The sequence below is a fragment of the Pontibacter actiniarum genome, from assembly GCF_003585765.1.
In the GTDB taxonomy this organism is placed as follows: domain Bacteria; phylum Bacteroidota; class Bacteroidia; order Cytophagales; family Hymenobacteraceae; genus Pontibacter; species Pontibacter actiniarum.
Genome location: NZ_CP021235.1, coordinates 3,509,820 through 3,532,630 on the forward strand (window position 1 = coordinate 3,509,820; position 22,811 = coordinate 3,532,630).

A 22,811-nucleotide genomic window follows, 5' to 3' on the forward strand; every position below is an offset into this window, starting at 1 on the left:
AAAAGACAAGAGCAAGTATAGAAGCTCCTATTTTTTTCACGGAATACATGTGGCAGCTCTTGCACATCTAAAAGGCGTTCTATATATTTGATTTACACTTCTGAAAAAATCTGTTATAACCTAGTAAACGCAACAATATGATATAAAGCTCTACGTTAACTTAATGTGGCTTTACGATGAATACAACTACCCAGATGAGCGACTCTGCATTAGTCTCGCTCTACATCGCAGGTAATGAAAGTGCGTTTGAACAGCTAGTAAACAGACACAAAAACAAAGTCTACACTACTATTTTAATGATTGTGAAGGACTCGTACACGGCCGAGGACCTCATGCAGGATGCATTCATAAAAGCCATCCATACCATGAAAGGCGGCCGCTACAACGAGGAAGGCAAATTTTCTTCATGGATATGCCGCATTGCCCATAACCTGGCAATAGACCATTTCCGTAAAGAGAAGAGAAGCCCGGTGATCACACTGGAAGACGGCAGTAACGTGTTTAACACGATGTCTTTCTCAGAGGACTCAGCCGAGTCGCTGCAGATAAAGGAGGACACCCATGCCCGTCTACGCGAGCTGATCCAGACGCTGCCCCAGTCGCAGCGTGAAGTGCTGATGATGCGCCATTACGCAGACATGAGCTTTCAGGAGATAGCCGACGCTACCGGTGTGAGCATCAACACTGCCCTGGGTCGTATGCGCTATGCGCTGATCAACCTGCGGAAAAAGATGCTAAACGGTAACATTGCGTATGATAAAAACCTCTACTCAGAATGAGCTGATCCAGTATGTATATGACGAGTTGGCCGAAGACGCCCGCGCGCAGCTGGAATCAGCATTTATGCAAGATGACGAACTAGCCGAGGGCTGTTCTGAACTGCTCATGTTCCAACAGCTACTCGATGAGGCAGCCAAGGCGCCAAGCGCACGCTCGGTTCAAGATATTTTAAATTACTCAAAAAGCTTAAGTTTGCAGTCTTAACTGATTGCAAACTTTTTTTATGCAGAAGAAGGAACGTTACAAACTCCTGATTGAGTACTTTACCCAGCACTTTCCGGAGCCCGAAACAGAACTGGCTTACTCCAACCCCTACGAGCTGATTCTGGCCGTGGTGTTGAGCGCCCAGTGCACGGATAAGCGTGTGAACATGGTAACGCCTGCCCTTTTCGAGGCTTACCCTAGCCCCGAGGCACTGGCTACTGCCACGCCGGAGGAGGTGTTCCCGTACATCCGGAGTATCTCCTACCCGAATAACAAGGCAAAGCACCTGGCCGGCTTGGGCAAGATGCTGGTAGAGAAGTTTAACTCAGAAGTGCCCAGCACAGTAGAGGAACTGGTAAAGCTGCCAGGGGTGGGCCGTAAAACAGCCAACGTTATTGTGTCTGTTATCTGGAACCAGCCAGCCATGGCCGTGGACACGCATGTGTTCCGGGTAAGCAAGCGACTGGGCCTGGTAACCAAAGCCGCCAAAACCCCGCTGGAGGTGGAGAAGCAGCTGGTGGCAAACATCCCCAATGAGCTTGTGTCTAAGGCACACCACTGGCTCATCCTGCATGGCCGCTACATTTGTGTGGCTCGCCGCCCGAAATGCGAGGAATGCCCCCTCACCCACTTCTGCGCCTTTTTTCAGAAGAACTTCCCCAACATTCCGGATGACCCGGAGAATAAGCTGGGCGGCCTTGCCTAGAGTCGCGTCGCTGCCGTGGCTACAGAACAGCACAAAAAAACAGGCAAGCCGTTCGCAGCTTGCCTGTTTTAGTTCTGGGTGTTACCGGGATTGAGCGGCTTCTCTAGCATGATGGCCTCGTTTGCCACTGTCGGCTCTTTCTTTATGCCTGGCCTTCATTTGCTCACGCTGCTCTTCATACTTGGCGTACTGCTTTTTGTTGAGGATTTCCTTCATGGCTTCGTTGTGGCGCTTGTGGCTATCCATCATTTCCTTGCGGAAGCTGGCGTCTCTTTTGTCTCCCTTCTTAAACCTCGCCCGCATGGCATCTTTATCTTTTGCATGCTGCAGGCAAAGGGCCTCAACCTTCCTGGCCTGCGATTTATTCAGGTCAAGCTCCCTGGTCATGCGCTCTGCTCTGGCTTTGGCTCTTTCTTTAGGGCTTTTACGCGTGCCCCTTTCCTTGTGCCCCTGCTTTCTTACTTCCTGGCGTGACTTCTCATTGCTTTGTGCTACTGCGGGTGCTACAGCGCCTCCTGCTATCAGCACGCCGAGGGCCAGCATTAGTATGTGCTTTCTCATCTTCTTCTATTCAAGTAGTTAAATAAACCGGCAGTAAAATCCAGGCCTGGTGGCTTTTGCCTGCTCTATGGCAATATCCAAACGGCGTGCCACAATTTTACCGGCCCGTGGCTCGCCCGAAGCAAAACGCTACAAGGCATTGTGTATCAAAACGCAAAACTTACAGAAAGAAAAAGAAGGTTGATTGATGCACTCCTGCAAGGGCTGGAAAATAGGTGGGAGGCAAGCAAAGGAGATGTGGCAGAGCAGCTACTTCACAACGCTTAGCAGTACGTTTTCCACTTGCTGCACCAGTTGCTTGCGGTCGAATAGCTGGCGGGCGATGGCCGCTCCGTTCGCCGCACATGCCCGTAGCAGTTCCGGCTGCGCCAGCACCTCCTGTAGCAGCTGTACCATGGCATCTGCCTGGCCGGCAGGGGTATACCAACCGCAGGCATGCTTCTCCACAAAGGATTTCGTCCAGCCGGGGTTGGTTACCAAGGCGGGAGTGCCACAGGCAAGGCTGTCGTAGAACTTCGCCGGAGAGTTGGTGGCAAGCACGGGCAAATCGTTAAACGGCACCAGCGAGATATCTGCCAGCTTAAACCATTTAAACACCTCGGGCCGGGGCTGCGGTGGCAGCAAGAGCAGGTTCGGCAGCCGCTGCGCCAGCTCCTGCAGCTGTGCCTCATAGTAGCCGTTTCCCGTGAAAACAAACGTTATACTTGTATTTGCGGCCATCTGCTCCATTACCTGCATTAGCATGGGTATACTGTTGGCGCGGCCATAGGTGCCGGCGTATAGGGCTACTTGCTTTCCCTGCAGCCCGTACTTCTGGCGCAGCAGCGCAAGCTCGTGCTCCTGCACAGCGGAGACCATGTTCAGGTCAGTTCCGTTATAGTTTGTCGTGATCTTCTCACGCGGGATGCCTAAGTCAGCCACGTAGTCCGACATGTCGGGCGAAAGGGTGATGATGTGGCTGGCACGCTCGTAGAGGCTTTTCTCCATGCTGTAGAGGCGCTGCTGCAACCATGTGTTCTGCACAGCCCCCATTTGTATCGGGAAGCTCGGCCACAGGTCCTGCACCTCAAACACCCACGGCACCCCGCGCAGCCTTGCCACCTGCGCCGCCACCCACGGCGTGCTCAGCGGAGTGGAAACCGCCCACAGCACATCCGGCTTAGGCATCTGCATCGTCTTCTTAAAAGCACTACCCGCAAAGCCGGCAAAAGACTTCAGCCGTTTGCGCACCCCCATCTTGTTGGTGTAGGGTGCCTCACACTCCAGCAGCTCCACCCCTTCCGGCACCCAGCTGTACGCGTGGGTCACACGCGTGCGCCGCCACCCGTCGCTCGTTACCAGGCTCACCCGGTGCCTTTGCACCAGTTCCTCCATAAAGGAGTAGTGGCGGCAGGTGGCAGGGCAGTCCGGGTTGTGGTGGTGTTGGTTCAGTAGGGCGATGTGCATGCTGTAAATTTTGTTCGCGAAGAGGAGGCCTGGCGACTACCGGTGAAACGTTTCGTTGCTATACTTCGTGCTGCTGAAACCGCAGCCATCCGTTAACGCTTCTTCTCAGGTTTATACTTCGACTCGCTGAAGATTTTGCGGTAATCGGTTTCGGCCATTAGTTCCGGCAGCGTTACCTCCGGGTTCCGCTCCATGTATGCCCGCACAATCTGCCAGCCTACCCACGCACCGATGCGCCCGGGTGCGGTGGCATCAATCTCCGGCGTGTTCGGGCGCTCGCCAATGTACTTGTTCACCACAAAGGGCGCCTTCTCAAATAGCAGCTCCTTCTCTACAAAATGCGCCCAGATGCGCCCCTCATTATGAGACACGTCGGCTATTTCCTTTTCGGTGTAGGACATAATGTATGCGTCCGGCACGCAGGGCAGCACAGACTGCACAAAGTAGTAAGCCTTGCCTATACCGATCATCTCGGCCAGCAGCGTGCGATCTGCAAAGCCGGTTTTGTTAAAGCGGTCTGAGAGGAGCAGCATGGCGGCAGGCACCATCTTCTCTGGTTCATAGCGCTGCAGAATGTACTCATAAGCCTGCGGGCGGTATGTAGCCTTCGGACCGATAAAATAATCAAGGCCAAAGACCAGAAGGCTGTCCGACACAAAGAGGTCGCTGCCTAGCGTGCCAAGCCCGGTCACGAAGGTCATCACCTGCGGCACCTGGTACTCCGGGTAGTAGTACTTTATTACCTTGAAAGCCCGCTCCAGTTGCTGCTCCTGCTCCTGCATGCTGCCAAAAGTTTGGATTGCCTGCTCTGCCAGCGAATCCAGCGCAGGGTTAGTGGCCAGGCCGTAAAGCGGGGAAATCAGGGCGGAGTCTGAGGGGTAGTTATCCTGTTGCAGGTACTTGTCGGCGAACACCGGGTGGTTCTTCAGAAAGTCGGCCATTTCAGCTTTGGAGCTCACCGCAAAGAAAGGCTGCTCCAGGCGCTCAATCTGCACGTCCACGGGCACCTCAGCTATTTCATCCGGAAGTTCACATCCTTTCTCGCCGCAGCCGAAGGAAAACACTACTAGCGCAAGTATAAGTAATCTGTAATACATTGTTTCGTATCTTTGTACAAAAATAGGGGGTTACTTCGTATTAGGGTAACATAAAGTATAATTTAAGCTATGTTCATGAAGAAAATTGCACTCTTGATGTTGTTTTTGTGCGCTGGGTTCACCTCCATGGCACAGATAGAGATTGGCCTCCAGGTTTCGCCTACCATCTCTGGTAATCGCTTCGTAGCCGAAGACAGGTATCATTTTGAGAAAGAGAGCAACAACCTGCGTTTGGGTGTCGGGGTGATTGCGGACTACTTCTTTGCTCAGAACTATGCGTTCAGCACCGGTTTGATTTACCGTGGCAAGGGTGCGGAAATCTCTTACAACTACACCCGCGAGAATGCCGATGGCTCTGTGGAGCAGATCAAAGATAAAGATGACCTGACGATACAGTACATTGAGTTGCCGCTGACGCTGAAGCTGTTTACGAACGAAGTGGCCCCGGGCACCATTGTGTACTTCCAGGTGGGCGGCTCCCTGAACACGAAGGTGGCAGCGCAGGTGGACGACAAAAAAGTGATTAACAGCGAAAAGGTGATCAAGCGCTTTAACATATTCGAGGCAGACGTGCTGCTCGGGGGCGGCGCCGAGTTCCAGATGGGGCAGAGCACCAAGCTGTTCGCTGGCCTCACCTACCACCGCGGCCTGACCGATATCGATGATTTTTACGAGGAGCGCCTGAACGACAAGAACATCTCTTTGAAGAACAACGGCGTTTCGCTGGACTTCGGGGTGAAGTTCTAGGCAAACCCTCTTCAACAGAAAAAGCCGCTGCTAAACAATTAGCAGCGGCTTTTTTCATTCAGAGCAAACCGTCTTACTCCTCTTCTTTATCTTGCACGCCGTTCACATCGCTGAAGGCGGTTCGCAGTTCGATTTCCTCTCCTCGGCTATCCATCACTTTAAAGTCCATGATGCCCAGGGAGGTGTCTTTTATGAGGCTCACCCACTTGAAGTACTTGAAGAACCACTTCACCTGCTTCGATAGCAGCCCCTTGGTATAGTAGGCGTGCACGAACGGGTGTAAGTATACTTGCAGACTCTTGTGGTTGTGGCTCGTCAGCAGGTCGTCTACCGCTGCTTCAATTTCGTCCGTCACCAGAATACTGGCCGTTATTTTACCGGTGCCGCCGCAAGTAGGGCAAACTTCGCCGGTTACAATATTTTGCTCGGGCCTTACACGCTGTCTCGTGATCTGCATCAGGCCGAATTTCGAGATGGGGAGAATGGTAGACTTGGAACGGTCTCGCTTCATTTCCTCCTTCACCACCTCATACACTTTCTGGCGGTTTTCCGGCGACTTCATGTCAATGAAGTCAACTACTATGATACCACCTATATCCCGGAGGCGCAGCTGGCGAGCCACTTCTTTGGCGGCCATCATGTTAACATGCAGCGCTGTTGCCTCCTGATCGGTTTCGGTATTGGATTTGTTCCCACTGTTCACATCAACAACATGGAGCGCCTCGGTGTGCTCTATCACCAGGTAACCGCCACCTGGTATTGTCACTGTTTTTCCGAAGGCAGCTTTTAGCTGTTTCTCGATGTGGAAGTGTTCAAAGGTCTTTGTTTTACCGGTATAGTGCTTCAGAATCTTAATTCTTTCCGGCGCTATACTCTGTACGTATGCCTTAATGTCGTCGTAGAGATGCGTATCGTCTACCACGATGTTATCAAAGCTCTCGTTTAATAGATCCCTCAAGATGGAGGAAGAACGATTGAGCTCGCCAATGATTTTATCGTTTGGCTTCGCTATACGGAGGGTTTTAAAGCCCTCCTCCCAATTCGCAAGCATGTTGCGCAGGTCTCTGTCGAGCTCTGCCACATCGCGGCCTTCTGCCACTGTCCGGATGATCACGCCGAAGTTCTCCGGCTTTATACTTGTGATCAGGCGCTTCAGGCGGGTTCTCTCCTCTTTGCTGACGATCTTCTTGGATACACTTACCGTGTTTGAAAACGGCACGAGCACCAGGTAGCGTCCGGCAAGGGAAAGCTCGCAGGATAAGCGCGGCCCTTTGGTAGATATTGGCTCTTTTACGATCTGCACCAACAGCTGCTGCCCCTTCTTCAGGACGTCAGCTATTTTGCCGAGCTTATCTATCTCAGGCTCAGACTTAATCTGGTTTAGCTTGGGTGTTGCGTTCTTCTGTGTTTGCGCCGCCTTCACGTACTTGTTCAGCGTTTTGATGTTGGCTCCCAGGTCATGGTAATGCAGAAATGCATCCTTCTGGTAGCCAATGTCAATAAAGGCGGCGTTCAGTCCGGGCATTACCTTCTTTACAGTCCCCAGGAAAATATCACCTACAATGTAGTCCGTGTCTTTCGACTCGAAGTGATACTCTACCAGTCGCTTGTCCTGTAAAAGCGCAATGCGATCCCCATCTTGAGTAGAATTGATGATCAGTTCGTTACTCAATTTCTCTCAAATGGTTATGTTGGATGTATAAGACCAAAGCCCACTTTAGCAAATGCAAAGTGGGCCCTCGTTAACGCAGAAGAAATTACTTCTTCTTATGTCTGTTCTTTCTTAAGCGCTTCTTTCTCTTGTGTGTAGCGATCTTATGTCTTTTTCTTTTCTTTCCGCAAGGCATAGTCTTGTTCTTTTGTTTTATGGATGATTTCTTTAATTCTCTAGTTGAGTCTTGCCAGGTACTCGTCTACCGAGGCAGTCAGGGCCGGGTCGCTGCTCATTCCCTTCACTTTGGTAAACAGCGCTTTAGCATCTTCCTTCTGCCCTGTCTCAGCCAACGACACAGCCAGGTAGAAGGTTCCTTCTACGTGGGCCGGGTTAACCGACACCAGCTTCTGGAAACGCTCTGCGGCCTTATCGTACTGGTTAGACTGCATAGACAGAATACCGAGGTTAAACAGGGCCTTCTCATTGTTCGGGTCTGAGGCGATCACCTCGCGCAGCAGCGTAATTCCCTGCATCGGATTGGTGGTCGCGATATAGGTCATGGCTACGTTGGTTTTCGCGTCCAGGTCCGTCGGGTTGTTCTTCAGCACCTGCTCATACATACTGCGGGCCTTGGCTCCCAGCTCGCTGGCGCGTTCCTGCGTAGCGGCAAAGGTAAAGGCTTCGTAGTAAGCATCACCTGCTCGTTTATAGCTTTTCTCACCACCGCGGGCGTTTGCAGCTATTTCATAGTAGTAGCCAGCACTGTCATACTTGGCAGCGTTGGCATAAGCTTCGGCCAGCTCGGGAGCCACACGGTTGCGCGTCTGCTCATCGGATGCCTTGTTATACTTGGCACGGGCCGTTGTCAGGGCCAGCAGTTGCTCAGGGCTGGCTGTCATGTGTGCCTCTGTCGCAGCGCCTGCCTCTGCTCCGTGGTCGTGGCCATCATCTTCTGAGTGGCCCTCCGGAGTTGCGGCAGGAGATTCGCTTTTGGCAAGATTGCTTTTGTCTTCCTCGTTTACAACTACTTTAGGTAAAAAGAATAGAACGCCCACCAAGACGATGGCTGCAACAACGATCAATATTTGGTTCCGTTTCATTCTTTTTACCTAAGTGGCTGTTTCGATTTAACAAATTTAGATCAGCAAAGATACAAAAAATTAAGAATGTGCTACTTCCTGAATTTTCTTGCTGTTTTTGATCTTCTGGATGAAGGTCTTAGACGGCTTAAAGCTAGGGATAAAATGCTCGTCGATGATGATAGATGTGTTTTTAGAAATGTTACGAGCTACTTTTTTCGCACGCTTCTTATTCACAAAGCTACCAAAACCCCTCACGTAGATGTTATTGCCGTCAGCCATTGAGTCCTTCACTACTTTGAAGAAAGCCTCGATTGTGGACTGTACATCTGCCTTATCGATCCCTGTCTTATCAGCAATTTCTGATATTACTTCTGCTTTAGTCACTTTCTTAGATTTTTATAAAATTAATAATAAGTTAACTTTCTACTCTTTGGAAATCAGCGCCTTCGCTCTGTCCCTGAAATTCGGGGCACAAAGGTAGTTTTACTTTTCGAATAGTAAAAGCTTTAGCGCTAAATTATTAGGTCTAAAGCAGGCTCCTTTTTCGGGTGCCTCCGTACGATTTGTGCAACTCCCGCGCCGTGCTTACCACCCCTTAACGCAGCCTCCGAAATTATATTTCAATGTTCCCCCATTCATCCAGGGTTTGCCCCCGCACCGAACAAAGCCGTACTTTTGCCTGTTCCCGCAAACGCAACAACACGTACCCATGAAGGAAACCGCACATCCGCACTTTGCCCAAACCCTTATCCGCTGGTATGGCCAGCACAAGCGCTCCCTGCCCTGGCGCGATACTACCAACCCTTACTATATATGGCTTTCCGAGGTGATTCTGCAGCAGACGCGGGTGGCACAGGGGCTGCCCTATTACCAGCGCTTTGTGGAAACCTACCCTACGGTACAAGCTTTAGCGGCCGCCCCACAGGATGAGGTCCTGCGCCTCTGGCAAGGCCTGGGGTACTACTCCCGGGCCAGAAACATGCACCACACCGCCCAGCTGGTGGTGGAGAAGTATGGCGGCAGGTTTCCTGACACCTACAGTGAGCTGCTGAAGCTAAAGGGGGTGGGGAGCTACACGGCGGCCGCCATCGCGGCGTTCGCCTTCAAAGAGCAGGTAGCGGTGCTGGACGGAAATGTTTTCCGGGTGCTGGCCCGCGTTTTCGGCATCCCGGACGACATTGCGGCCCCGGCCTCGCGCAAGGTTTTCCAAAAAGTGGCAGATGAGCTGGTGCCTGCCGACGAACCCGACACCTTTAACCAGGCGATCATGGAGTTTGGGGCCATACAGTGCACCCCTCTCATGCCGGACTGCCTGTTCTGCCCGCTGCAGCAAAGCTGCTTTGCCTTTAACCACGGCATGGTGCAGGAGCTACCGGTAAAGTCGAAGGCCAAGGCTGCCCGCCCGCGTTACTTCCATTATGTCGTTTTTGAGCTGAACGGGGCTTTTTATATGCGCAAGCGCTTAGAAGGTGACGTCTGGCAAGGGCTTTACGATTTTTACCTGTACGAGAGCGAGAGCAAGGACCTGCCGGAGGAGCAGCTTTTACAGGAGCTCCGGCAGGCGGGCGTGCCAGTGCAGGACGCTCAGGCCATGCCTGTCTCCAAAACCTACAAGCACATCCTGAGCCACCAGAAAATAACGGCCCATTTTCACCGCATTAAGCTGCACGAAACGCTAAAAAATGACGTGCTAACAGAAACAAGGCTAGGCCTTTACAACGTTGAAGAAATAGAAAGCCTGCCTAAGCCAGTTCTTATCAGCAGCTATTTGAAAGATGCCAGGATTTTAGTATCTTTATAATACTGAAACTAATTTTGCAGGCAAAAGCATTATCTGTTTTAGTAAGCCATATTTGCCTCCAGCTTGGTTGCTGGAGTAGCCCAATTAACTTAATATTATCGTAAAAAGACATGGCAAGTGTTAACAAAGTAATCTTGATCGGAAACCTGGGCAAAGACCCGGAGGTTCGTCACCTGGAAGGTGGTGTGGCTGTAGCCCGCTTCCCTATCGCCACTTCCGAAACGTTTAAAGACAAGCAGGGCCAGCGCCAGGAGCGCACCGAGTGGCACAACATTGTGCTGTGGAGAGGCCTGGCCGAGGTAGCGGAGAAGTACCTGAAGAAAGGCAACTCTGTGTACATCGAGGGCAGACTGCGCACCAACAACTACCAGGATAAAGACGGCATCCAGCGCTACAGCACCGAAATCGTTGCAGACCAGATGACCATGCTGGGTGGCCGCAACGACAACGGCAATGGCGGCGGCGGCAATTACCAGGAGTCGGCAGCAAGCAGTGGCAGCAACTACGGTGCAGGCGCAGCAGCCGGCAGCGGCAATAGCGGCGGAGCATCTGCGTTCCAGAACGACGAGCCGGACGACCTGCCGTTCTAACCTATGTTTCATTAAACTGAACAATTTTGGAAAGTACAGATCCCGGAGACCCCCTGAGTTATACCTTACTCCAACTTCTGCAAAGTTCATTAACCCAGCTTAGGGTCGAATACATCATCGCCATCCTCGGCGGTGTTATTTTACTGCTGCTCTCTGCCCTCACTTCGGGGGCAGAGGCCGCTTTCTTCTCTCTCTCGGAGCAGGAGCTGGAGCAGTGCAAAACGAGCAAGCGCCCCGCTGAGCAACGTGTGTACCGCCTCCTCCAGAACCCGCGCCAGCTTCTTACCACCATTCTTATTGTTAACAACGGCATCAACGTAACAATCATTACGCTGTTTGCTTATGTGGCCTGGCAGGTTTTCGGCAGCATGACCTTACCCGCCAGCGTGATGGTGCTGTGCATGCTTTTTGCTACTTTCTTTATCGTGTTTTGCGGGGAGGTCTTGCCCAAAGTGTACGTGCAAAAGCGCCGGCTGCGCCTGGTGGGGCACATGGCCGGCCTGCTGGACAGGCTGCAGCTCCTCATCCGCCCGCTTTCGTGGCTGCTGATATCCATTAACGAGCACATCGAGAAGAAGTACATTGCCAGGGGCTACACCCATACCATGGAGGACCTCCATCACAGCCTGGATGTGGCTCTGATCAATGCCGATACCTCCCCGGAGGAGCGGAAGATTCTGCGGGGCGTGGTAAACTTCGGCGCCATCAATGTAAAGCAGATCATGCGCCCGCGGGTGGATATTATCGCGTTTAACACTGCCAAGACACTGCCGGAGCTGATGCCGGAAATCGTAAAATGGGGCTACTCACGCGTGCCGGTCTATACGGAGAGCACCGATCAGATTGAGGGAATCCTGTACGTAAAAGACCTGCTGCCGCACCTGGGCAAGGGCGCTGGCTTTAACTGGCAGCAGCTGGTGCGCCCGCCGTTCTTTGTGCCGGAGGGTAAGCGCATTGCCGATCTTTTCCAGGACTTTAAGGAAAAGCACGTGCACATGGCAGTTGTGGTGAATGAGTACGGCGGCACCGTGGGCCTGCTAACCCTCGAAGATATTGTGGAGGAGATTGTGGGCGAGATCAACGACGAGTTTGATGACGATGATGACATTATCTACTCCCAACTCGACGAAAATACCTTTATATTTGATGGCAAGACCTCTCTGCACGACTTCTGCAAAATTGCGGAGGTGCCATTTGATGCCTTTGACGAGGTAAAAGGCGAGAACGAAACAGTGGCAGGCCTTATGCTGGCACTGTTCTCACGCATCCCTCGGGTGGGCGAAGACGCAGCGTATGGCCGTTTCCACTTTACGGTGGAGTCGGCAGACACGAAGCGTGTAAAACGAGTTAAGATAAATGTCGCAAGCAAAAAAGAGCAATATCATAAAGCAAGCTAAACTGCAGGTGTTCTTGTGGGTAGGCCTCGCTGCAGGCGTGGCTGCCTGCAGCGCCGAGTATACGCCCAAACCGAAAGGCTACAACCGCATTGACCTGCCGTCGCAAACATATCAGCAACTGCAGGAGGAGCACCCTTACACCTTTGAGTTCTCGAAGCACGCCAAGATCCGCCCTGACTCCTCTGGCCTTGCACAGCCGCACTGGATTAACATTATCTATCCCTCGCTTGGTGCGAATGTGCAGCTAACGTACAAGGATATCCGGAACAGCGACAAGATGCTCAACAACCTGGTAGAGGATGCGCGCAAGCTAACGGCCAAGCACCAGATTAAGGCGTACGCCATTGAGGAGTCGGAAATAAAGATACCCTCCGGCGATGTGGCCGCAGTGTTTGAGCTGCAGGGCGAGGTGCCGAGCCAGTTCCAGTTCTATGTAACAGACTCTACAGAGCACTTCCTGCGCGGCGCTTTATACTTCAAAACAGCTACGCAAAACGATTCCTTGGCTCCGGTAATAGAGTTTGTGAAAAAGGACATCATCCACCTGCTGAATACGCTGGAGTGGAAGGATAAATAGATGTTGCTGCGCTTGTGGCTTTCCAGGTTATCCTCTGACACCAAGTGTACTTGTGAGTTCGAATGATTCTGAGCTTCTTCCACCTCCCCTTTTACCTGACCTCCAGCTATTATCGGAATGATAGGGTTAACCCGCAGTATGGAGCAGTTCCTGCTTTAGTTCTTGTGCTAGCTGCACAAGAATTTTGCCTGTACATAGTTATTAGAATACTTCAGAACCCTTACTTCTATGGCATTGGGTTTTCTAGCTCTTATGCTCTTCTGATAACCTTTGTTAACTGTGTATTAGCCTACTTTATATATATCAAGGACGGAAAACCGTTGAAGGTGTACCAGCATTATCAAGATAAGCCTTGGGCCAACACAAGATTAGCAAGAGTACTGGGTTGGCTGTATGTTTTACTATCTATCTTGTCTCCGTTTCTTCTAGCTATTGCCAGAAATGCAGCCATAGGGCGCCATTTGGTTTAACAGCTGTAAAAGGTTTTTACCCGAATGTGTAACCAGCAGGAGAAGAAGATAAACTGCACCGCCCGCCTGGCATAAACAGACGCTTATACCACAAAGTATAAACTATGTACTTAATCCTGTCCATCCAAGCATCCTGAAAATCCTGATTCAGACTAACAACCCCAAGTATAAAGCCCCGTCAGCGTTTACACCTGTCGGGGCTTTTGCGTATTTTTGTAATCTATACTTTCACCCTTAACACGAAAGCAAGCCAAAGCGTGAGCAACTTCTTCAACACCAAAATAGAATTCCTGAAGGGCGTGGGGCCAATGCGGGCGGAGCTGTTGCAGAAAGAACTCAACATCTACACCTACGGCGATTTAATCCAGCACTACCCTTTCCGTTACCTCGACCGCACCCAGTTCTACAAAGTAGCAGAGCTGGACGAGAGCATGCCTTACGTGCAGGTGCGCGGGCGCATCCGGGGCAAAGAAGTACTAGGCGAAGGCAGGAAACAGCGCCTGTCGGCTACTTTGGTGGATGAGAACGGTGACCAACTGGAACTGGTATGGTTTAAGGGGGTGAAATGGATGCAGAAAACGCTGAAGAACCACACCGACTACATCGTATTTGGCAAGCCGACGGAGTTTAACGGACGCTTTAACATGGCGCACCCGGAGCTGGAGGAACTGGCCGAGGAGAAGCAGACAACAGCCTTTCTGCAGCCAGTGTACCACACTACCGAAAAGCTCAAAGCCCATCGCATCGAGAGCAAAGTAATCAGCAAGATGATGGAGCACCTGCTGAAAGTGGCGTTGCCACAGGTGCAGGAGTCGCTGTCGCCGGAGCTGATTGATACATACAAACTGATGGACAAGCGCAGTGCCTATGCCAACATCCACTTCCCCGAAACGGCTGATAAGTATAACAAGGCTAAATTCAGGCTAAAGTTCGAAGAACTGTTTTACATACAGCTGCGCCTGTTCCGCCAGAAAGTAGTGCGCAAAGCCGACTTGAAAGGGCAGATCTTCAAAAACACAGCTACGCTCACTGACTTCTACAAAAACCACATGACCTTCGACCTTACCAATGCGCAGAAGCGGGTGGTAAAGGAAATTTACGGAGATTTAACAGCAGGCAAGCAGATGAACCGCCTGCTGCAGGGCGACGTGGGTTCGGGCAAAACCATCGTGGCTTTTATTACCATGCTGATTGCGGCAGACAATGGGGCACAGTCGGTGTTAATGGCTCCTACCGAGATTTTGGCTGACCAGCATTATGTGGGTTTAAAAGCCTTTGCCGACAGCTTAGGTATAAACCTGGGCAAGCTAACAGGCTCTACAAAAGCAAAAGACAGACGAGTACTACACGAGCAGCTACGCTCTGGCGACATGAAAATGATTGTGGGCACACATGCTTTACTAGAGGACGTCGTGCAGTTCCAGAACCTGGGCCTTTGCATTGTGGATGAGCAGCACCGCTTTGGTGTGGAGCAGCGTTCTAAACTGTGGCGCAAGAATCCGCGCATCATCCCGCACGTGCTCGTGATGACGGCCACTCCTATTCCGCGCACTCTGGCGATGACCTTGTATGGCGACCTGGATGTATCGGTAATAGACGAACTACCTGCAGGCCGTAAAGAGATCGTGACAACCCACCGCTTCGATTCGCACCGCCTGCGCGTGTTTCAATTTGTGCGCGACCAGATAAACTTGGGTCGCCAGGTATACATTGTGTACCCGCTCATAGAGGAGTCGGAGCAGATGGAGAATTACAAAGACCTGATGGACGGCTACGAGAGCGTAAAGCGTGCATTCCCGGAGTTTAAGGTAAGCATGGTGCACGGTAAAATGAAGGCACAGGACAAGGATTACGAGATGCAGCGCTTCGTGAAAAACGAGACACAAATCATGGTTGCTACCACCGTAATTGAGGTAGGCGTAAACGTGCCGAATGCCTCTGTGATGATTATAGAAAGTGCCGAGCGTTTTGGTTTGTCGCAGTTGCACCAGCTGCGTGGGCGTGTAGGCCGTGGTGCCGAGCAAAGCTATTGTATCCTTATGACAGGCTATAAGCTGAGCAAAGACAGCAAAACCCGCCTCGAAACGATGGTACGCACCAACAACGGTTTCGAAATCGCTGACATCGACTTAAAGCTGCGTGGCCCCGGCGACCTGATGGGTACCCAACAAAGCGGTGTACTGGACCTGCTCATTGCCGACCTCTCGAAAGACGCACCTATACTACAGGAGGCTCGTGCTGCCGCCCAGCGCGTACTAAACCAGGACCCGCAGCTGGAGCAACCAGAGAACATGAACATCCGCCGCCACATTCAGTCTCTGAGCGTGAATACAGTAAACTGGAGCAGAATCAGCTAGAGGAGCTCTGAGTCTCGAGTGCTGAGTGTTGTAAGAAGACAAATTTGTGAGCTGAAGAAGCAGGGCAAGTATACAATGCCGCTTACCAACTCCCCCACCTGGCGCAAGCGTCCGCTTGTGCCTCCGACTGCCTCTGTTTATACTTCCCCTGCTGGCGCAAGTCTTCAGACTTGTGACTTATTATGATGTTGAGTTTGTAACTCAACTCGCTTGTAAAGCCAAACGTGCTACTGCCCTGGCTAAACGTGTACCTTGCTGGCGCAAGCGTCCACTTGTGCCGTTGGCTGCCTCTGTTTTTGCATCTTCAACCTAGCTATTCTTTCTAGCTCCCGTTCATCCTCCAGCTCCCAAATACCTACTGGTTCACTTTATACTTTGGAGCGCTCATGCCCGCGAGGGCCCGTCTTCCCGCATCGCGCTGGGAGCTTTTCCTGCCGGGGGTAGGGGCCCTCTTACTCATGCCTCGGGCTACCTCGCTCGCGCTCGTCACCGGAAAAACTCATATAGGCGCTCAGCGGAAAGACTGGAAACGATTTCAGTAGCCAAAGCTGACGTGGCTCCTGCAAAGCTTTGTAGGAACAGGTCATGATCTGTCCGCGCGATGCCGCTCGCAATGAAACGTATACTTGTGCCCCGGCATCACAAATAGGCTGCAGTCTGAGATAATTGTTCCTCAATCCTGCAAAACCATTACCTTTACAGCGTTTGCGGTGCCTCACCCTTGCTTGGTGTAGGTTTAAAAAGGAACCGTGTGTGAATCACGGGCTGACGCGCAACTGTAAGTAACGCTGATTTGCTGCCACATAAGCCCATTGTCCGGGAGAAGGATGAGAAGGGCGGCAGCAAGGTTACAAGCCAGGATACTTGCCACAAACATCATAAACGCATGCTTTCGCGCCTAAAGCCTGTGGTCTGGGTAGTATAAACCTGCCGTAGCACTATTGCTGACGGCCCTGCTGTACTCCTGCTCCACCGCCTCTTTGTGCAGGCATGCCATACATAAACCATGTGCCATGCCGCAACCTAATCACAGTTGTACTTTATGCTGCCACCACAGCCCCGGCTGCCAGTCTGCTGCACCAGCGCATGCTATACTTCAGCAAATCAAAACGTATACTTATGAACTTACAAGAACGTATTGCCCAGTCCGAAACCCGCATCTTTAAAGCTGTTTTCCCGAACACCACCAATCACTACGACACCCTCTTTGGCGGCACCGCCATGCAATTGATGGACGAAGTGGCCTTTATCACAGCCACCCGCTTCTGCCGCAAAAGGGTCGTTACCGTGTCCTCAGACCGAATAGATTTTACGCAACCTATACCTGCAGGCACTATCGTGGAGCTAATCGGGCAGGTAACAAGCGTGGGCAACACCAGCTTAAAGGTACAGGTAGATATTTATGTAGAGGAGATGTATTCTGACACACGCATGAAAGCCGTTAGCGGCAGCTTCACCTTTGTAGCCATAGACGAGCACAAGCAGCCGGTTCAGGTCCTGGCCAAGGAGGCGCAAGCGTAAGGCATCACCAACCCCACGCTCTGTCTCGGGCTTGTTTACACCCCAAGTTCCACGAGAAACAATAGCCGCGGCCTAATACTGCGGCTATTTATACTTTCTCCCTTTACGAAAGCTGGTTTTCTATCAAAACGTAGTATATTCAGTAGTCCCGTGACGGTTAGCTGCCACAGCGACAAGAAGGGCAGAGTTTAGATGATACTGTCTCCGTTAAACTTCAGACAAAGATGTTTGCAAAGCAGCTAAACAATACTTTTCAGGGCCTTTGGTAGTATAAACAAAGCCTAACTTTACTCCCGCGCCAAAACCTCTACTCTACTGTCTGAAAAGGAAGTACGGCTTTACCAAATAACTCCTTTACAGGCGCCGCAGCTATACGAGGCTTTAATTATAGGAATTCATAAAGATAATTGCCCTGGGTTTACCCCTTCTGTCTTGCCTTACACGCTTTCTGTACTACCACAGAACTGAAAGCCTTTGTAAAAAGGATGAAGAAGAAAGCCGGGCAACAGGAGTTAGAGTTACAGCCAACGGCAAAGAGACGCTGTTAAAGGGAGGCTTGAAGTCGAAAAGAGGAAGCTTAATTAGGCTGGACGATGAGAGTGACAGGATAGGAAATAGGGCTGATGAAAAACAAACCCATCTCACCACCTACCTAGTATAGTATTTGGCTGCGCCATACCCACATCAGGCACAAGCCGTACTGTTAAACAATTAACACCTTGTGCCACCGTTTATCATTAATAAACTTTGTATTTACCGTGAAAAAGCATTTCATCCTACCGCTTTTGTTCCTGGGCCTGCTGTGCCAGCCACAGGCTATACTTGCCCAGTCTAAAACAAAGGCAGCAGTTGCGTTTAGCTACCAACCCGACGCGAGCGAAGACCACTACAACCAGCGCATCACCCACAAGTCTATACCAGTGGGGGCAGATGAGTTTGTGCTGCTAAACCGGAGCAGCGCCGGCAAGTACACACTGGAGAAATACACAGCAGACCTGAAAAAGCAGTGGACCGCTGAAATACCTTTGGCAGAGGGAGAAACCATAGATGCCTTTACAGCAAGCCAGGAGGCGGCCCTGGTGGTAACGCACCGGAAAGACGGCCAAAACCAGTTACTGCAGGGCCACCGCATCAACCTGAAGAGCGGCAAAAAAGAACAGCCGGTGGCGCTACTGCAAGCACCAGGCAAAGGCCGGCGTGCAGGCGTTTCTGTGTCCGCCGACGGCTCCAGGGTGCTGGCCTACCGCTTCCATACCGACAACAGCTTTCAGATACACGACATCAGCGGCACCTTGTATGACGGCAGCCTGCAGCAACTGCAGGAGGTACACTATAACCTCAACGACCTGGCCGGCATCCTGACAGCCGACATCCAGTTGGGCAACGACGGAACGCAGTACATAAGCTTGATTTCGGACCAGATGAACCGCCTGAGCGTGCGCCAGTATAAACCCGGCACCAGGGAAGCCAAGGTAATGTCGGTGCTTGTGGGGGGCGTGTTTGATGGCCAGAAAGTGTATATCCGCGACACCAGGTTTAAGCTGATGCCAAACGGCCTGCTTTATGGCGCGGTGCTCACTGCGGAGGAGAACGGCAACGGCTACCACAGCCTGAAAGCCGTGAAGTATGATTTCGAGAATGAGGACATGGTTTTTGCCGAGGAGTTTAAGTTTACCCCCGCCTATGTGCGCCAGGTAAACGAGCTGGATAAGAGCAGCAACAGCAGCAAGCTACAGGACATCTACCTCACAGACCTACTCCTGACCCCGGAGCAGCAGTTGGTGCTGATCGCTGAGAAGAAGTACACCGAAGGCGGTGAGAACGCCCCCTACTTCGCAAAAGAGCTGCACCTGTTCGCCTATGACCAGTTCATGAACAATGACTGGAACTCAGTGCTGATGAAGCAGCAACAGGCCCCTGCCTCCGAAGGTTTCTCCAGCATCTCCTACAGCTCCTACCTGAGCGGCAACACGCTGAACCTGCTTACGCTGGAAGAGCTAAACGGCAAGTATGATTTGTACCTGCGCCAGATAAACACCAGTAACGGTAACGCTACAGCCCCTAAAGCACTGGGGCTGAACATTGCCAAAGATAAGAGGCCAGCCTACGTTAAGGATTTTACAGCCTGGCTAGCCGACAAAGACATTGTAGCCGTTTTGCGTACAGGCAAAAAAGCCGACCAGCTACAGTTAAGCCATATCCAGGTTAAGTAAAGCACGATACTTCCCATAAAAAAAGCGAGGCTGCGGAGCCTCGCTTTTTTTGTTACTGTTGCGCTAAGCCGCCGTGGAAGAGCGCGGCAAGAACAAAAGCAAAAAGGCTGTTACCTGGGGTAACAGCCTTTCATAACTATAAATGGTCAGAAATTAATACACGTACTCGTTTGCCTCGATCAGCGTAGCGGCGATGCGACGGCGTGCCTCTTTTGCGTTGAAGAGGTCTTTCTTCGTGAAGCGCTTCAGGCCCATGAACAACAGGCGCTGCTCATCACCTTCTGCCATGGCAGCTATGGCCTCTTTACCAGCTTTGAAAGAAGTGTCAACGGCATCGTTTACTACTACGCGTACAATGTCGATCTCATTAGACACGGCTTCCTCGCCTTTCATACCTACCTGCTTCTCTACGCGCAGCAGCGTTGATTCTGCCACATACGTTTTGATAGCCATGTCAGCGATGTTCATCAGGATTTCCTGCTCTTTGGCCAGCGAGTTCATATACTTCTGCACTGCTGTACCGGCCACCATCAGAATTGCTTTCTTCAGGTTCTTGATCGCCTTGTGCTCAGCTGTGAACAAGCCTTCCTCCTCTTCACCAAAGTCCGGAATAGCCATCAGCTCCTGCTGCACTGCCTGGGCAGGGCCCATCAGGTCAAGCTCGCCTTTCATGGCTTTTTTCAGGATCATGTCTACCGTCAGCATACGGTTGATCTCGTTGGTACCTTCGAAGATGCGGTTGATACGGGAGTCGCGGTACGCACGGTCCATTGGGTAGTCGGCAGAGAAGCCGTAGCCACCGTAGATCTGCACTCCTTCGTCTGCCACATAATCCAGCACCTCAGAGCCCTCTACCTTCAGCATGGCGCATTCTACGGCAAACTCGCGGGCAGCACCAAGCAGCGCCTCATTCTCGTTTGCACCGCCAGCCATCAGTTCCTGCTCTTTGCGGTAGATATCCATACCCGCACGGTAAATCGCAGACTCTACTGCATAAATGCGGATTGCCTGCTCAGCCAGTTTATACTTAATGGCACCGAACTTGGCGATAGGCAGTTTAAACTGGTGGCGCTCATTTGCATACTTCACCGACAGGTCTGCCACTTTCTTAGCGGCACCCAGTGTAGCAGCACCCAGCTTGATACGGCCAATGTTCAGGATGTTAAAGGCAATCAGGTGGCCTTTTCCGATCTCACCCAGCACATTTTCTTTCGGCACTTCGCAGTCTTCGAAGAACACCTGGCGGGTAGAGGAGCCTCTGATACCCATTTTGTGCTCTTCGTTGCCCAGGCTCACGCCTTTAAAGCCACGCTCTACGATAAAGCCTGTAAACTTGTCACCGTCTATCTGCGCAAACACCACAAACACATCAGCAAAGCCAGCGTTCGTGATCCACATTTTCTGGCCGTTCAGGATGTAGTGTGTACCTGCCTCGTTCAGAACAGCTTTGGTCTTGGCAGCCAACGCATCAGAACCAGAGCCTGGCTCCGTTAAGCAGTAAGCTGACATCCACTCGCCGCTAACCAGCTTTGGAATATACTTTTGCTTCTGCTCTTCTGTACCGAAGTATAAAATTGGAAGTGTACCGATACCCGTATGCGCTGCAAAAGCAACCGGGAACGAGTGGCCACCACCTACTGATTCTGTTACCAGCAGCGACGTGTTAAAGTCCATGTTCAGGCCGCCGTACTGCTCAGGAGCAGACACCGCGAACAAGCCCAGCTCACCTGCTTTCTTCATCAGGTTCTCCATCAGGCCCTCTTCGTGGTTATCGAGGCGCTCCAGCAGCGGAGATACTTCTTCGCGCACAAAATCCTTACAGGTTTGCGCCATCATCAGCTGCTCTTCATTAAATTCTGCAGGTATAAATACGTCCTGCGGGTTTGTTTCCTTTATCAGGAATTCACCACCTTGGATGGTAGCGTTTTGAGTTGATTTTTCCATTGCTATTGTCTTTTATCTTTTAGACACAAGACGTAAGACCCAAGACACAAGACTTGCTCTTATTCTCGCTTATTTAGTTTTTTCTTAAATCCATCAATCATTCTCTGAATCTTCCGGAGTTGCGTTAGTAGCTCATTTAGCTTGTCTTCATTTATGAATCCGAAAGCTTGAGCCAAGAGCAACTGGGTTTCTAACTCAAAAGCTGACCCCAACGCAATATTCAGAAACTGATTAAACTCTTTATCAGAACCTCTTCCTGCTCCCTCTGCAATATTTGAGGGAACTGACACAGCAGACCTGTTTATTTGAGAAGTAAGACCGAACTTTTCATTTGCAGGAAATGAGGAAGAAGCTTTGTATACTGCTTTCGCTAACTCCATTGCCTCTTTCCAAATAATCAATTCCTTAAAATTGTGCATTAGAAAAATCTTGTGTCTTACATCCTGTGTCCTGTGTCTATTTAAGAAGTTCAAACACCCCAGCTACACCTTGGCCGCCGCCTACGCAGGCAGTTACGATGCCGTGCTTGCCGCCGGTGCGACGCAGGTCGCTGAAAAGCTGCACGGCTAGTTTGGCACCAGAGCAGCCCAGCGGGTGGCCAAGTGCGATGGCACCACCGTTGATGTTCAGCTTATCCGGGTTGAAGTCCAGCTCACGCATCACAGCGATAGACTGTGCGGCAAAGGCCTCGTTCATCTCGATCAGGTCGATGTCGTTCAGCGTTAAACCCGCTTGCTTCAGCGCCTTTGGAACGGCTGCGATTGGGCCCATGCCCATAATGCGTGGGTCTACACCGCCGGTGCCGTAGCTTACCAGGCGCGCAATTGGCTCCAGGTTCAGCTCTTTTACCATGCGCTCGCTCATCACAACCACAAAAGCAGCACCGTCTGATGTCTGAGAGGAGTTACCGGCTGTTACCGTACCACCTGCTGCAAACACCGGCTTCAGTTTCGCCAAACGCTCCAGCGAGGTATCGGCACGAGGGCCTTCGTCCGTATCCACTACATACGTGCGGGTCTTCTTCTTGCCGTTATCGTCCAGGTAAGTTTCCTCAACCGTAATCGGCACGATCTGATCTTTGAAGTAGCCTTTCTCGATGGCGTTCAGTGCCTTTTGGTGCGATTTGAAGGCAAACTCATCCTGGTCTTCACGTGAAACATTGTAGTCGTTGGCTACGGCTTCGGCCGTTAGGCCCATGCTCAGGTACCAGTCAGGGTTCTCTTTTGCAATTTTGTAGTTTGGCGCTGTTTTCCAGCCAGCCGTTGGCACCATCGACATCGATTCAGTACCACCAGCCACGATACAGTCGGCCATGCCTGCTGCAATGCGGTTGGCAGCAATGGCAATGGTTTCTACACCGGAACCGCAGTAGCGGTTAACCGTCATACCGCTTACCGACATTGGCAGCGCCAGCAGCGAAATCATGCGGCCAATCTGCAGGCCTTGCTCTGCTTCCGGCACAGCGTTACCGACAATCAGGTCGTCTACGCGCTCCGGGTCCAGGGCAGGCACAGAGGCCATTAAGTGTTTGATGACATCAGCGGCCAGGTCATCAGGTCTGGTGAACCGGAATACGCCACGCCCAGCTTTACCCACTGCGCTACGAAATCCGGCTACGATATATGCATTGTTCATTTTGATGCTCTTTTATAGTTTATACTATA

Annotated in this window: 20 protein-coding genes and 1 riboswitch; of the genes, 11 read left to right on the forward strand and 9 right to left on the reverse strand. The window is 51.5% G+C overall.

Annotated elements, in window-relative coordinates; translation table 11 throughout:
• The first annotated feature begins 176 nt into the window (after positions 1-176).
• From CA264_RS14995 to nth, 3 genes are read left to right on the forward strand one after another with little or no spacing between them, the layout of a single operon-like run.
• Positions 177-779: an RNA polymerase sigma factor gene (locus CA264_RS14995; protein ID WP_025608201.1), complete on the forward strand. Its 603-nt coding sequence runs from the start codon at positions 177-179 to the stop codon at positions 777-779.
• Positions 754-984: a hypothetical protein gene (locus CA264_RS15000; protein WP_025608202.1), complete on the forward strand. Its 231-nt coding sequence runs from the start codon at positions 754-756 to the stop codon at positions 982-984. Before CA264_RS14995 ends, CA264_RS15000 begins: the two co-directional genes overlap by 26 nt.
• 19 nt (positions 985-1,003) lie before the next feature.
• A complete protein-coding gene (gene nth / locus CA264_RS15005; protein ID WP_025608203.1) occupies positions 1,004-1,690 on the forward strand; it encodes an endonuclease III in 687 nt (228 codons plus the stop codon).
• Positions 1,691-1,771: 81 nt separating this feature from the next.
• On the opposite strand, the gene CA264_RS15010 is transcribed toward nth, so the two are convergent.
• The 3 genes from CA264_RS15010 to gldB all read right to left on the reverse strand — a co-directional run bounded on the left by CA264_RS15010 (position 1,772) and on the right by gldB (position 4,794).
• Complete coding sequence (locus tag CA264_RS15010) at positions 1,772-2,251, reverse strand: hypothetical protein (protein ID WP_025608204.1); 480 nt, start codon at positions 2,249-2,251, stop codon at positions 1,772-1,774.
• A 249-nt stretch (positions 2,252-2,500) separates the two neighbouring features.
• A complete protein-coding gene (locus CA264_RS15015; protein ID WP_025608205.1) occupies positions 2,501-3,697 on the reverse strand; it encodes a glycosyltransferase family 4 protein in 1,197 nt (398 codons plus the stop codon).
• Positions 3,698-3,789: 92 nt separating this feature from the next.
• Complete coding sequence (gene gldB / locus CA264_RS15020) at positions 3,790-4,794, reverse strand: gliding motility lipoprotein GldB (RefSeq protein WP_051364481.1); 1,005 nt, start codon at positions 4,792-4,794, stop codon at positions 3,790-3,792.
• A gap of 75 nt (positions 4,795-4,869) precedes the next feature.
• Between gldB and CA264_RS15025 the strand changes: the two genes are divergently transcribed.
• Positions 4,870-5,541 (forward strand): porin family protein, encoded by a 672-nt coding sequence (locus CA264_RS15025; protein ID WP_237151128.1) that lies wholly within the window; start codon positions 4,870-4,872, stop codon positions 5,539-5,541.
• Between the two features lie 73 nt (positions 5,542-5,614).
• Here the strand turns inward: CA264_RS15025 and CA264_RS15030 are convergent, their stop codons facing one another.
• The 3 genes from CA264_RS15030 to CA264_RS15040 all read right to left on the reverse strand — a co-directional run bounded on the left by CA264_RS15030 (position 5,615) and on the right by CA264_RS15040 (position 8,661).
• Complete coding sequence (locus CA264_RS15030) at positions 5,615-7,213, reverse strand: Rne/Rng family ribonuclease (RefSeq protein ID WP_025608208.1); 1,599 nt, start codon at positions 7,211-7,213, stop codon at positions 5,615-5,617.
• Positions 7,214-7,428: 215 nt separating this feature from the next.
• Entirely contained in the window at positions 7,429-8,295 is an 867-nt protein-coding gene (locus CA264_RS15035) for a tetratricopeptide repeat protein (protein WP_025608209.1), read from the reverse strand.
• A gap of 60 nt (positions 8,296-8,355) precedes the next feature.
• The gene (locus tag CA264_RS15040) at positions 8,356-8,661 is read right to left on the reverse strand and encodes an HU family DNA-binding protein (protein WP_025608210.1); all 306 of its coding nucleotides are present in this window, start codon (positions 8,659-8,661) and stop codon (positions 8,356-8,358) included.
• 325 nt (positions 8,662-8,986) lie between these two features.
• On the opposite strand from CA264_RS15040, the gene mutY reads away from it, so the two are divergent.
• The 7 genes from mutY to CA264_RS15080 all read left to right on the forward strand — a co-directional run bounded on the left by mutY (position 8,987) and on the right by CA264_RS15080 (position 19,203).
• Positions 8,987-10,078 (forward strand): A/G-specific adenine glycosylase, encoded by a 1,092-nt coding sequence (mutY, locus tag CA264_RS15045; RefSeq protein ID WP_025608211.1) that lies wholly within the window; start codon positions 8,987-8,989, stop codon positions 10,076-10,078.
• A 110-nt stretch (positions 10,079-10,188) separates the two neighbouring features.
• Entirely contained in the window at positions 10,189-10,668 is a 480-nt protein-coding gene (locus CA264_RS15050) for a single-stranded DNA-binding protein (protein ID WP_025608212.1), read from the forward strand.
• Between the two features lie 26 nt (positions 10,669-10,694).
• Positions 10,695-12,065: a gliding motility-associated protein GldE gene (gene gldE, locus CA264_RS15055; protein WP_025608213.1), complete on the forward strand. Its 1,371-nt coding sequence runs from the start codon at positions 10,695-10,697 to the stop codon at positions 12,063-12,065.
• Positions 12,025-12,642 (forward strand): gliding motility lipoprotein GldD, encoded by a 618-nt coding sequence (gene gldD / locus CA264_RS15060; RefSeq protein WP_051364482.1) that lies wholly within the window; start codon positions 12,025-12,027, stop codon positions 12,640-12,642. The genes gldE and gldD overlap by 41 nt, the downstream gene beginning before the upstream one ends.
• A 727-nt stretch (positions 12,643-13,369) precedes the next feature.
• The gene (recG, locus tag CA264_RS15070) at positions 13,370-15,469 is read left to right on the forward strand and encodes an ATP-dependent DNA helicase RecG (RefSeq protein ID WP_025608216.1); all 2,100 of its coding nucleotides are present in this window, start codon (positions 13,370-13,372) and stop codon (positions 15,467-15,469) included.
• 691 nt (positions 15,470-16,160) lie between these two features.
• Positions 16,161-16,355, forward strand: a riboswitch (cobalamin riboswitch).
• 233 nt (positions 16,356-16,588) lie between these two features.
• Complete coding sequence (locus CA264_RS15075; protein ID WP_025608217.1) at positions 16,589-16,990, forward strand: acyl-CoA thioesterase; 402 nt, start codon at positions 16,589-16,591, stop codon at positions 16,988-16,990.
• 758 nt (positions 16,991-17,748) lie between these two features.
• Positions 17,749-19,203, forward strand: coding sequence for a hypothetical protein (locus CA264_RS15080; RefSeq protein ID WP_025608218.1), 1,455 nt, complete (start codon positions 17,749-17,751; stop codon positions 19,201-19,203).
• 153 nt (positions 19,204-19,356) lie between these two features.
• On the opposite strand, the gene CA264_RS15085 is transcribed toward CA264_RS15080, so the two are convergent.
• From CA264_RS15085 to CA264_RS15095, 3 genes are read right to left on the reverse strand one after another with little or no spacing between them, the layout of a single operon-like run.
• Complete coding sequence (locus tag CA264_RS15085; RefSeq protein ID WP_025608219.1) at positions 19,357-21,147, reverse strand: acyl-CoA dehydrogenase family protein; 1,791 nt, start codon at positions 21,145-21,147, stop codon at positions 19,357-19,359.
• 59 nt (positions 21,148-21,206) lie between these two features.
• Entirely contained in the window at positions 21,207-21,566 is a 360-nt protein-coding gene (locus CA264_RS15090; RefSeq protein ID WP_025608220.1) for a four helix bundle protein, read from the reverse strand.
• Positions 21,567-21,603: 37 nt separating this feature from the next.
• Positions 21,604-22,782, reverse strand: coding sequence for a thiolase family protein (locus tag CA264_RS15095; protein WP_025608221.1), 1,179 nt, complete (start codon positions 22,780-22,782; stop codon positions 21,604-21,606).
• Positions 22,783-22,811: the final 29 nt, after the last annotated feature.